Source organism: Flavobacterium terrisoli (genome assembly GCF_030167905.1).
In the GTDB taxonomy this organism is placed as follows: domain Bacteria; phylum Bacteroidota; class Bacteroidia; order Flavobacteriales; family Flavobacteriaceae; genus Flavobacterium; species Flavobacterium terrisoli.
Genome location: NZ_JARGNA010000008.1, coordinates 87,876 through 99,956 on the forward strand (window position 1 = coordinate 87,876; position 12,081 = coordinate 99,956).

6 protein-coding genes are annotated in these 12,081 nt (G+C 39.5%); 3 read left to right on the forward strand and 3 right to left on the reverse strand.

Features of this window, described 5'->3' with window-relative positions; translation table 11 throughout:
• Positions 1-2: 2 nt before the first annotated feature.
• From P1K33_RS12275 to P1K33_RS12285, 3 genes are read right to left on the reverse strand one after another with little or no spacing between them, the layout of a single operon-like run.
• On the reverse strand, positions 3-2,057 hold the full coding sequence (locus P1K33_RS12275; RefSeq protein ID WP_284653273.1) for a T9SS type A sorting domain-containing protein: 2,055 nt from the start codon (positions 2,055-2,057) through the stop codon (positions 3-5).
• Positions 2,058-2,062: 5 nt separating this feature from the next.
• Positions 2,063-4,501, reverse strand: coding sequence for a S8/S53 family peptidase (locus P1K33_RS12280; protein ID WP_284653274.1), 2,439 nt, complete (start codon positions 4,499-4,501; stop codon positions 2,063-2,065).
• Between the two features lie 16 nt (positions 4,502-4,517).
• On the reverse strand, positions 4,518-8,585 hold the full coding sequence (locus P1K33_RS12285) for a beta strand repeat-containing protein (protein WP_284653275.1): 4,068 nt from the start codon (positions 8,583-8,585) through the stop codon (positions 4,518-4,520).
• Between the two features lie 760 nt (positions 8,586-9,345).
• On the opposite strand from P1K33_RS12285, the gene P1K33_RS12290 reads away from it, so the two are divergent.
• The 3 genes from P1K33_RS12290 (at position 9,346) to P1K33_RS12300 (ending at position 12,071) form a co-directional block, all read left to right on the forward strand.
• Positions 9,346-10,524 (forward strand): DUF6600 domain-containing protein, encoded by a 1,179-nt coding sequence (locus P1K33_RS12290; RefSeq protein WP_284653276.1) that lies wholly within the window; start codon positions 9,346-9,348, stop codon positions 10,522-10,524.
• Between the two features lie 366 nt (positions 10,525-10,890).
• On the forward strand, positions 10,891-11,337 hold the full coding sequence (locus P1K33_RS12295; RefSeq protein WP_284653277.1) for a hypothetical protein: 447 nt from the start codon (positions 10,891-10,893) through the stop codon (positions 11,335-11,337).
• Between the two features lie 11 nt (positions 11,338-11,348).
• Positions 11,349-12,071, forward strand: a complete 723-nt coding sequence (locus P1K33_RS12300) for an N-acetylmuramoyl-L-alanine amidase (protein ID WP_284653278.1) — start codon at positions 11,349-11,351, stop codon at positions 12,069-12,071.
• The last annotated feature ends 10 nt before the right edge of the window (positions 12,072-12,081 follow it).

A 12,081-nucleotide genomic window follows, 5' to 3' on the forward strand; every position in this document is an offset into this window, starting at 1 on the left:
GTTTAGTTTATTATTAGTTTGTGTGTTGTAACATAATCTTTCGCCGAAATAGCAACAAAGTAAATTCCACTGGTAGTCAGATCATAATCCTTTTGATAATGGTCCTCCCCGTTAAAATATTCATTTATCAAAGTTTTACCGGTAACATCATAAATGATGATACTCACATCTTTGATCTCGTTAAAATCAACGTTTACGGTAAAATGTCCCGAAGTGGGATTGGGATACACCTGACTAAAGGAAGGCCGCAATTCGGCATCGTAAATGATAGTCACACTATCCTCAACGAAACAACCTGTCGAATTGTTCAGGACTTTACAGGTATAGTTCCCGCCATCAGTAACAACAATGGAGGGATCAGTTGAGATTACAATGTTGTTAGGCAATTGCCCTACTGGGGTAAAATACCAGGCATAGCTGACATTTGGCACTGTAATATTGGCAGCTGCATTTAGCGTCGCTGAATCTCCTAGGGCTAACATTTGGGTAGGCCCCAACTCGAGCAGCATACCAGGTATAGGAGTTACTGTAAAATTAGTAGTCTGGGTATATCCGCTGGCATCTGTTACAGTTACTGCATAAGAACCTACAGTCAATCCAAAAGAAAAATCTCTCTCGGGTTGAAAAAACTGTTGATTGTAAGCATTGTCAGTTCCATGAATATTAACAGCAAATATGGGTTGTCCTCCTCTGATGACAAAGTCAACTGTTCCTATTGTACCATTACATGCCATAGGTTGAACGGTGGCAAAAACTACCATCTTAGGACCAACGCCAAAAGTAAATTGATTATAAGTTGTTGTTGGGCTTGACCATTTAAGATCGTTATATTCTGCATAACCACCTGTAAAACTGGTAACCTGATAAGCATCAACATTGCCTCCATTAAAATCAGAGACTACATTATTGCCGGCATTCCTGTCAATTAACAACCAAAAAGCTTCGTCAGGAAGCAAGGTCACACTAGGATCCTTTTTATATTTTAAATGGGTGACCAAATTGTGAGTTGAAGGACCGAATTTTTCAGTCAGCCAAACCCTGTTAATTTTTTTTATTCCATTGTTCAAAACCGTATTGGGAGTTTCCGCTCCATTATTGTCTCCCATCAGGAGAAAACTCTGGTCTTCAATATAGGCTGTATTGGCATAATTGTCATCCAATAATCCGCTATCACCTGTCCAGAAAATCATCTTTTTCAAAGGATTGGCATCATGAGCACTAACGGCCTGTTTTTGATTTAAGGCACTGTTGGAATCTTTTCCTAAACCAAATATCCGGTTACCAAAAAGCGGATTGTTTTCCTTATGCCAAACAATTTCATTCTTTGAATTATAGTAATTAACTCCAGCCTCTAATGTGATACCATATTTTATAGCCAAATAACTCTCTACTCTCCATTTTTCCTTTTGATTCAATGCTTTTCTGTAAACAATGAATTCCGGAATCTCTCCCTGAAAATTAATCGCCCCGTTAAAGGCCTTCCCAACCAGAACATCGCTTTCCCCATTTACACCATAGGAATTGACAATTTTTTTACTGTTGAAATTGTGCCATACCAAAGTATTCAATCTGGCATTGGGTCTGGACCCTGAAGCCGTTGGATAAGGCAGGTTAAGATTGTTTTTATCAAATGTTGCGGTAGATAATCTAAACGCCTGCTCATTCACAGCACCTGAAGCAACCGGAACACTTGAATTCCAGGCGGTACTCATCAAAGCCTGCAGATCAGAAGGATTTGATGGTGGCAGAGGCTGACTAACCATAAAAACAGTCGCATCTTTCATGCTTTCTACTTTACTCAGAAAGGAGACAAAACTATTTGAATTGTAAGTATAGGAATAGTTATAATTTAACAGGGATTGCTGAAGCGTTGTCCCTGCTCCAAGCGTTATGGCTTTGTTATTTCTACTATGATCTTTATATCTAAAAGTGGTTGCCGGTGACGGATCCTTAATAACTTTACTCCAGATTTCTGCTTGCGAAACTCCTCCGGGGCTTTGGCTAAAAACATAGCTTAGACCGCATACGCTCAGTAATAGTGATAATTTTCTTTTCATAATAGTTATTTTTTTATAAACTTAATTTGACGGTAACCATCATTTGTTTTTGTTTTTAAAATATAAGTCCCACTCGGTAATCGATTTAAATCTAAAGTTTTCTTATTCACTCCAACCTCATATATTTTAGGGCTGTCATCACTGAAAATCAGCTTTCCGCTAACATCATATACTTCAACAGTTAAGGCAGAACTTTCCAAAAGTGAAAATTGAATGTGAAGTATATCATTGATTAACGGATTTGGAAAGACCACCATTTCTCCTTTCTCAACATTGATCCTGTCATCCACTATTTCGTCTTTGATTATTGATTCAATTTCTCGGGGACTAAAAGCCATCCTTTCATTCATATCACTGGTACAATCAATGTGGGCAAGGAAATCAGAACCTAACTCTGAGGTAAAACCTTCCGTTCCGGTACCGCCATTATTGGCTTGAGGCAAAAGCTCAATAAAATCCTTGGCCTGATATTCAACAAAATCCGGATTAACCATTTGAAAAGGAGATATTGCTCTGATAATATTGCTTCCCTTTATCGTACTGGCTAATACTAGGGTTCCTGTATTATCAGTCAGTTCGTTATCCTGATTTTGCTTAAACACCAGATTGTCTTCACAAAAACTCACACCGGAAACAATCAGGGAGAATTTTTGGCCATTTATATTATCACAAGGATCTGCAATGGTTCCTTTATGCTTAATTTCCAATTGGAACATTCCACCTGTAGCAGGTATGAAATTTTGATACACTTCAATTTTTTCGACATTATCCCGGTCATTGTTTCCTCTTATGGCTCTGGAGGCTAGTGCTGCCGTATTATTTCCTGCAATTTGTTGTTTCATTTTCCATGGATACAAAACATTATTGCTATTCAGGGATGACAGAGGTATTAAAGGATCTGTCAATGTAGTATCCTCAATTCCACTTGCATTATTGCGAATCAGTCTTATATCTAAATCATTGACCAATTTTGGATTGGTTTCATTGATAAATGTATTAGCAATGTTAGGATCTACTGTAGTCACAACACCCGATGGATCAGTCCATGCCAGGGTAACAACCAAATCTTCCAGCCCTGTGGCTGCGAGATTCAGTCGGATAGTTTGACCATTGGTTATGACATCTTCCCTGATGATAACATTGTAACCTCTGTTTTGTACAATGGTAGCTGCTTTTTCAAGATTAACCAATCCCCATCCGTTTCTGTAATCCGGGCCTCGGTCATCAATTTCATCAATGGAATGGATCAATAAAGCTCTTATGGTTGACGACCACATCACGCTTGGGAATCTAGAGTTCCAATATTGGCTTAATAAATTTATGCCACCGGCTACCCCTGCCGCAGCTTGAGAGGTACCGCTATAAGTACCATAAGAGTTATTTTGAGTTTCAATGCTCGAGAAAACGCTTTTTCCGTGGGTAACCAAATCAGGCTTAATTCTTCCGTCATCGGTTGGTCCCCAACTGCTGTAAGGTTCACTGAATGCCCCGTCATAATATCCATTTGTTAATAAAGCCGGACTTTCGAGGTTGACAGCTCCGACAACCAATACATTTTTTGAGGTTCCGGCACCTTCCAACAGGTCATATCCGTCAAGCAGATTAACCTGTGGATATTCCGGATAACCATTTTTCTTAAAATCATCCCGCGCATTCCCAACAGATTTTACAATTTGGAATTCCTTATTGGCACACATCACATCATCCCATTGTTTGGCTACATAATTATACCGGCCAAATTCCAGAGGATGCATGTATAATGGATTAAGTCCGAAACTGGTATTGGCAATTTTTATATTATCAGTGGTAGCTGCTGTCTGCATCTCGGCAGGAACATTTAACCAGTCCCAGGCTTTAATGGTACTTCTGAAAGATACACCGCGTACAAGGCTGTTAAGTGGTGAAGTCAGACTGGGCGAAAATTGATTCCCAATAATAGTACCGGCAACATGTGTCGCATGTCTTTGAATTGTAGTTGAATTTTGATCGGAAGCATATTCTATTCTGCTTTGCAAAAGAGCAGGTGGAATATTCAATCGGAACATTTCATGGGCTGTTCTTGGTGATCCGTTTTCCCAAAGTCCGATTCTTAATCCGTTACCATCCAGAATTACACCATCAAATCCTGCATGAAGGATATTGGCCTTTAACCCCGACACAACATTACTGTTGTTACCCGTTAAAAAATACATGGGCTGCCCAACTTCATTTTCTCCGACTAACTCACTGTAATCCCCATTGGGCGTCTCTATGATACGCTTATAACCCAGTTTCACAAAACGCGCTACAGCATCCTGTTGTTTCTTTTCATATTCTAATAAATCCCGTTCTTTTTTCGCCTTTGAAGTATCGTTTTGAGCAACAGAAAAAAGGGAAATAAAGCAGAAAAACAGAATAAGAACAGGACTTTGATTGGTCCCCGAAAAATTACTTATACTTTTCATCGATAGTAATTTTAGATTATTGTTTTGCTTTGTTTTCTAATTTTTCCAGTCTTTCAATTAAACTCTGAATAAGGGCTTGCTGTGTTTTATTGTTTTTCTCCAAAGCCTCATTCTTTTTATTGATTTCAATGGTGTGTAATGTCAATTCTTCTATTTTCTCCAATAATTTTGCATCCATTTCAGCCAAATCAATTCCTTTATCTTTTACCTCTTCTGCTGTTGGGATATTAGGCAAATGCTTATTGGCATTGATGTATTCTTCTAATTCCTTTAGTGGCATTAGCTTATACCCTGTATCAAATACATAATCCGACCATCCTCTGACAAGTGCAATATCAACACGTACCTTTTCAGTACGGATTCCCTGAGCTACAAACAGCCTGTATTGGTCACAATCAGGACAACCAGCATCCATGTTGACATTCAAAGTCCCGATAGCCACTTTTCCACCGTCTGGGTTAATCATATAACTCGCGGCAAGGCTATTATAAGATGATTGTGTCCAGAAATAATGCTGACCCTGTCCATCCTGGTTATATCCGGTGGTCAGGAATGTATTGGTAAGACCTGCTCTTTGTATTCTGAAATGTCCTGTCCCTACATAGTTTGACGTGTTATTTCTGTTAGAAGCAACAGAAAGGCTGGCGGTTGATGCACCAACACCTGGGTTCATCGATACTTCATTGGCTGATAATGAAGCTATAGTGCCAAAGTTAAAGCGTAAAGTATTTCCGTTAGAAGCTACTATTCTGTTTGACTGCAAGTTATCACTAGTGTTATAAATGTTTGCACCGTTTGAAGTAAGGATTGAGGAAATATCTCTGATTGCGACATCACCGGATCCGTTTGTGGTTAAAATGTTCGTATTCGTGGTTGATGATCCTAAGCCTTGAAATCTCAGTGTACCATTAGTGTGCAGCGTTGCCAAGGGAAAATTAGGGCTTACTCCTATCCCGAGTCTTCCACCTTTCCCTGTAATCCATCCTCCAATATTAAGTTCATCACTAGCTGTGGTTACTGTTGGATTGTTAATAAAGGAAGGTGCTTCACCATTGATTAAAATATTGTTACTGCCGCTTGTTAAATTAAAACCGCTCATATATCCGATACCAACATTGTTCTGACCCGTTGTTACCTTTTCCAAAGATTGATATCCTAAGCCGGTATTACCCGAATTAAGCTGCCCGGAAGTTGTTCCTGCCAATGACAATGCGTTTTGACCCAGAGCTACGTTATAACTTCCTGTTTTATTACTAAATAAGGCATTGACCCCTATAGCAACATTGTATCCTCCGGTTTGGTTAGCCAATAAAGCATTACTTCCAAGGGCAGTGTTAAGTATACCGGTAGTGTTATTTACTAAAGTTCCATAACCGATTGCGGTATTGGCGGCAAGAGGTCCATAAGGGGAGGCCGTGGTATTAACAGAATTATTACCTCCTCCTATGTAAAAATTCTTACTCCAGTTAGAACCAAACTCGCTGTTAACGACTATTCTGCCCGAGGCTGAGTTGGTAAACCTGAATCTTTCAACATTGTTTGTTCTTGCAACAAAATCCCTGGCATCGGTGGTTCCGATAAAATTAAAATTGGGGTCTGTACCGGCATTACCATTAAGCTGCCAGTCATCAGTATCAGTGGTACTTCCTCCTGAAAAAATGCCTGGATCCCACTCGTAAACATTTCCGGCGCTATCAGTCCCTAAAATGTTTACAGGTTTTTCTGAAGGGTTAGCTAAATTTTCAAAACGCACGGTGTTAATGGTATGCAACTGGGCAGTAGGATCCATAACACCTACACCTACATTTCCATGTAGTGGATTGATAAGTAAGTTAAAGGTTTCAAATTCCTCACTTTCTAAAGGTTCTGTGGCTCTGCCAAATCTGCCTTCAGGGCGGCGACGGCTTGATTGAAGCCAGGTCGCTTTCGAATTGAGTCCTTGCGTCAGGGCAATGGCGGAACCCGGCTGTGTAATGTTAGACATCCCCCATCCTATTAAATTAGGATCTTGATAAAAATTATTGGCTGTCATTTTAATACTCGAAAAGGAATCCTTTTGATCAACAAAATTCTGTGAAGAAAGCACCAGTTCATTGTTAAAAATGTCATCTATAAAATGCAGGTTAAAAGGATTAACTTTTCCAAAATAAACAAATCTTTCTTTGAGCAATGTGCCATCGCTGTTATATATATTATTGGCACTTGAAGAACCTGTCCAGTCAATTAACTGTCTAAACGTAACATTACCGTCATCTCCAACCGTTAATACTTTGGTCTGGTTTGTATTGGCCGCTAGATTTTCAAATTTCAAAGTGCTGTCGGTGTGCAGACTGGCTGTTGGGTGGTCAACACCAATACCTATATTTCCGTTATTACCAAAAATCCAGTTCCCAATATTTAACTGATTAGAACCTGTATTGGATATGTTTGGTTGTGCGCCCGCCCCTATAAAAATATTATAGCTTCCATTAGTCAGATTCATCCCGGCTCCATGACCAAAAGCGGTATTTGAATCACCGCCACCCTTAAGTTCCATCGCTCTCATTCCAAAAGCACTGTTATAATATCCTGAATTCTGCAATAAGGAAAACAATCCCAAAGAAGTATTGGTTTCATTTATTCTTCCTGCTTCCCAATTATTTCTTTTGAAAATTACATCATAATTATTGGTGCTACCCATAAATTCAGTGCCGTTACTGGTGGTTAAAGCATTACCATTTAAGGCCCAATTCAAACTCGAGCTAGATGAACCCCAGTTGGTTAAACTTCTTGTGGTAACATTTCCACTGGAATCTGTTGTCAGGACATTGACATTACTGGTGTTTGTCCCGAGATTTTGGAATCTCAAGGTACTGTCTGTATGCAGACTTGCCGTTGGTTGCGCAACCCCAATTCCAATACTGCCGTTATCACCATAAATCCAGTTTCCGATATTCAATTTATTAGAACTTGTCGGGGCCATACCAACCGCAGTGGTATTGCTTCCGAGAAAAATATTATTATCACCATTAACTCCATCTCCGGCAAAAAGTCCAACTGCTACATTATTATGACCTGATACATTACCTATTAAAGTGCCGGCACCAATAGCTACATTCATATTTCCAGTCTGACTAACACTCAAAGCTTCGATTCCGAGAGCAATATTACCGCTCCCGCTAACATTCATTTCCATTGTTTCTTGACCAAGTGCAATATTTCCATTACCTGTCTTATTGAGCGCTAAAACATCCCCGTTACCCATTCCTATGTTATGAGCTCCGGTGGTATTCTCATTCAAAATTTCCCTTCCAATGGCAACATTCCCATAACCGCTGGTATTATGATTCAGGTTCTCCGCTCCTACAACCGCATTACTTGATCCTGTAGTATTTAATGATAAGTTTTTACTGCCTACAATGGTATTGTATGCTCCTGACGACCCATTGTTATTCAGCGAATTAAAACCAAATGTTGTATTACCTGATGCGCTCCCTAACCTGCCTGCAAAAGCTCCGTTTCTCCTGAAAACCAAATCTTTGTTATTTAAGGTACCCAAAAAATCTGAATCTGTCGGAAAGTTTCCGGCCAGTTTCCACTCAGTGGCAGTGGTTGTGGTTTGTATACCCGACAGGACAACATTATCTATCCTGATGGCGTTTGTGCCTGTTTTGACAAACCTGATTTTTAAATTATTGATTTGTGCTCCGGCGGGCAAAGCCAAAGCTATGGCGGAATACCAACCTTCTCCTGTACTCACTCCCTCGGTGAACAATGCTGCCGAAGTATTGGCGAGGTTGACCCAGGCAGAGCCATTCCAATAATCCACTGAAAATGTGGCATGCGCTACAGCAGACATTTTGTAATATGAATATTGCAACGACAAAGAGGTATAACTGGCTGCATTGATCCCTTCAATGGAAAGTCCATAAGCGCCGGAAGTAGCTGGGAATAAAGCGTTCATCGCCGGAAAACCAAATTCCATCACTCCACTCATGGTAGCACCATTAGTCTGCGCACCGGTTGAAAATTGAAGTAAACCACTGTTCTGAAAATTATTGGTGGCAATCGTAGCATCATCGAGATTTTCGTTTGCGTAACCCATGTTTTCAGAAAATAGGGTCTGCGATATGACACCTTGGATCGATAATATTGCTAATAATAAGGTAAACTTTGCTTTCATATTTACGAGTCGTTAAATTTATTTTTAATCTATATTGTACAGTCAAAGGAAAATAGTATTCCCATTCAATCGAACTTATTCATAAACAATGCATGCCTTGAATAAGCCGAATTAAAGGGCATTCACGCTAACTTTTCAGAAAAAAAAGACTTAAAAATCCTGTTCCCAAATTGAAAAATTGGCAAAAAAACACTAACACTACTGAAATTCAGCAGCGGGACTAAATGTGATAAAAGTGGTTAATGGATTTTCCTAGCTCAGACAGCATTCCTTGATGCAAACAACATTTGTCAAACTGAAACAATTACAAGTTTTTTTCTTGACTATGGAAAATTTGATAAAACTGTGAAGTGGTATTTTAGCTTTATCGAAGACGAATGTAGAAATAAAATTGTAAGAAAAAAAATATTTGTTAAAAAAAATTTAAATCGTAACATTAAATTAATAAACCGCAAAATTAAAAATACCAATATTTACAATTAATTGATACTGAAAAGATTCTTCTCTCACTCTGGCTTTGAGGAAATAATTACAAAAAAAAAATCCGTTCTGCTTACCTTAAAATTTTAGAACATAAAAGGGCAATTCTGTAATGCTTTTATAACCCAAAATGCAGAATTTAGTACTATCATAATCTGACTCATTAAACTAAACCATTGTTTAATTTTTAAAATTCAGTATCATGAAAACACTACGAAAAATAAGCCTCCTGTTTTTTGTCACGAGTCTTTTGACATTATTACAGCCACAAACCATAACCGCACAGGTATCAGTTGGTTTTCAGGTTTTTTATGACAACCTGAGCCCTTATGGTAGCTGGATAAGCAGCCCAAGTTATGGTTATGTATGGGTTCCGAGAGTGTCTGTGGGATTTACACCCTATCATACCAATGGATATTGGGCCTATACCGATTATGGCTGGACTTGGGTTTCCAATTATTCCTGGGGTTGGGCACCATTCCATTATGGTCGTTGGTATTATGATCCTTATTACGGATGGGTTTGGGTTCCCGATAATGAATGGGGGCCGGCATGGGTAAGCTGGAGAAGTTCACCCGATTATTACGGATGGGCACCATTGGGTCCGGGAATCAGCATTCAGATTGCTTACAGCAGAGGTTATAGTGTGCCTTATAATTATTGGACCTTCGTCAGACACAGGGATTTTGGTCGAACCAATATCAACAATTACTATGTCAGCAATACCCGTAATACTACCATTATCCGAAATACAACCGTCATCAATAACGTGAGAAGGGACAACCGAAACGTGAGTTATGCCGCGGGTCCCAATAGGATTGAAGTCCAAAAAAGAACCGGTAAAAACTTTACTGCTATGGCGGTTAAAGACCGTGGTGCACCGGGACAAAAAAGCAGCGGTCGTGAATTACAGTTGTACCGTCCTCAGGTGAAAGAGAACAAAGCGGCAAAACCGGCGCGTATCACTCAAATGAAGGATATTAAACGTCAGCCGCAAACCAATACGGTGAGAAACAACAAAGCAGACAGGCCTTCAGCCCTGCCGCAAAGAGACCGGAAAGAAACGGCTCCAAAAGTGACGCCTCCAAAAAACAACAGACCTGCCAGGGAAATGGAAAGACCGAGAGAAACCGCTCCAAAAATCAGAGAGCCCAACATTAACAGACCGGATAGAGAAGTGCAAAAACCAAGACAGACTGTTCCTGAGCCACAGCAGCCAAGAGTCAGTCCACCGGGGAACAACAGACCGGCTATTGCTCCTGTTGGACCACCGACACAACGAATGGAACGACCTCAAGGCCAACAGCAACAGCGCCCTAACTTGAATCGTCCTATACCACAAGGAAAACGGGACGGACTCCCCGGAGGAAAAATCCTTTGATAGCAACAGTTATATATAACTTTCAAAAGCCCGATAGCTTCATCAACTATCGGGCTTTTGTGTGTAACAAAATGATTACTGATTCCTTTTCCCTTGATTTTACCGATTAAACGTGTCAAAACACCGATTAAGTGTAAAATTCTATCGTTAAAAAACCAATTAATCGCAATTTGCTTAACTTTAGTATTGTCATTTACCACACTTTAAATACCACAGAATTTTATAGGAAAACTGATAAGTAATCTCTCTTTTGAGCTTACATGTATTGCCAACTAATGATTGTTAATCATTGGTAATGTCTTTTTGATATATCCCGGAAGCTGAAAAGGGTTCTTAGAGTAGGCAGAATTAAAATCTTTAAATATTATGGCAGCTAATCCTAATGAAATAATTACCATCATTGTGGCAGGAGGCTTACTTGGTCTTTTGGGGCAAGGTATCAGAATGGCAATAGGTTTGAAAAAATTATCAGACGCTAACATTACTAAAGTAGCCGGTGAAAAAAATGAAATCAATGGAACCCGTTTACTGGTAAGCCTTTTTATAGGTTTTGTGGCGGGAGCTTTATTTCTTTTGGTAAAAGGGGTTAAAGAAATTAACAATAATGAATTCCTTTTTTCGGTTATAGCGGCCGGTTATTCGGGAGCTGATTTTATTGAGGGATTGTTTAGTACTGCTATTTCAAAAATTGGAACCAGCGGAAATACAGCCGTAACTCAGCCGGCCAGCACTACTCCATTGTCTCAAAGCGAAACTCCTAATGTTTCATTTGCAGGGAAAGAACGTGATGACGAATCAACTACTAATCTTTAATCAGCCGTATCATGTTTCCCATTACAGAACAATTTATAAGTGGTCATAACAGACCCTATAGAAAACTAGATGGTTTGAAAGCCATCATCATTCATTGGACAGCCAACACCAACCGAGGTGCTAATGCTATGGCCAATAGAAATTATTTTAATTCCAAACATTATGATGCCAATGGCAATGTTATATATGCTTCGGCACATTACATTGTAGACTCTACCCGCATAGTTCAATGTTTACCCGATAATGAGGTTGGGTATCATGTGGGTGCCAAGGCATCGCGTTATACTGATACTGCCAAACGCATTATGGGTGGTAGTGGCAGTCCCAATTATGTAACTGTTGGAATTGAAATGTGTGTAAACAGTGATGGCAATTTTGACATTACCCGGGCACAAACGGTTGAACTTACACGGATGTTGGCCAGAAAATACAACATAAGCCGTGAAAATGTTTTGAGACATTATGATATAACCCGTAAAGACTGCCCAAGAATGATGCTTGATGAGGCTATTTGGAGCACCTTTTTAGATGAAGTCTTTGCAGATTCTGCTACTATCAACAGCTATCGTGTAAATGTTTCCCAACTCAATGTAAGAGCCGGCGACGGCACCCAACACTCTATACTTAGAAAACTGGCTATGGGTGATATTGTTACCGTGTTGGATAAACTTGGGATTTGGTATCAGATCGGCCAAGGCGAATATGTGCATTCTGATTATTTGGTAAAAGTGTAAAAAATAAACA

Excerpts from the sequence above, each read along its gene's own strand:
- P1K33_RS12275 (WP_284653273.1), bottom strand. The coding sequence starts at position 2,057 with ATGAAAAGAAAATTATCACTATTACTGAGCGTATGCGGTCTAAGCTAT.
- P1K33_RS12280 (WP_284653274.1), bottom strand. The coding sequence starts at position 4,501 with ATGAAAAGTATAAGTAATTTTTCGGGGACCAATCAAAGTCCTGTTCTT.
- P1K33_RS12285 (WP_284653275.1), bottom strand. The coding sequence starts at position 8,585 with ATGGGTTACGCAAACGAAAATCTCGATGATGCTACGATTGCCACCAAT.
- P1K33_RS12290 (WP_284653276.1), top strand. The coding sequence starts at position 9,346 with ATGAAAACACTACGAAAAATAAGCCTCCTGTTTTTTGTCACGAGTCTT.
- P1K33_RS12295 (WP_284653277.1), top strand. The coding sequence starts at position 10,891 with ATGGCAGCTAATCCTAATGAAATAATTACCATCATTGTGGCAGGAGGC.
- P1K33_RS12300 (WP_284653278.1), top strand. The coding sequence starts at position 11,349 with ATGTTTCCCATTACAGAACAATTTATAAGTGGTCATAACAGACCCTAT.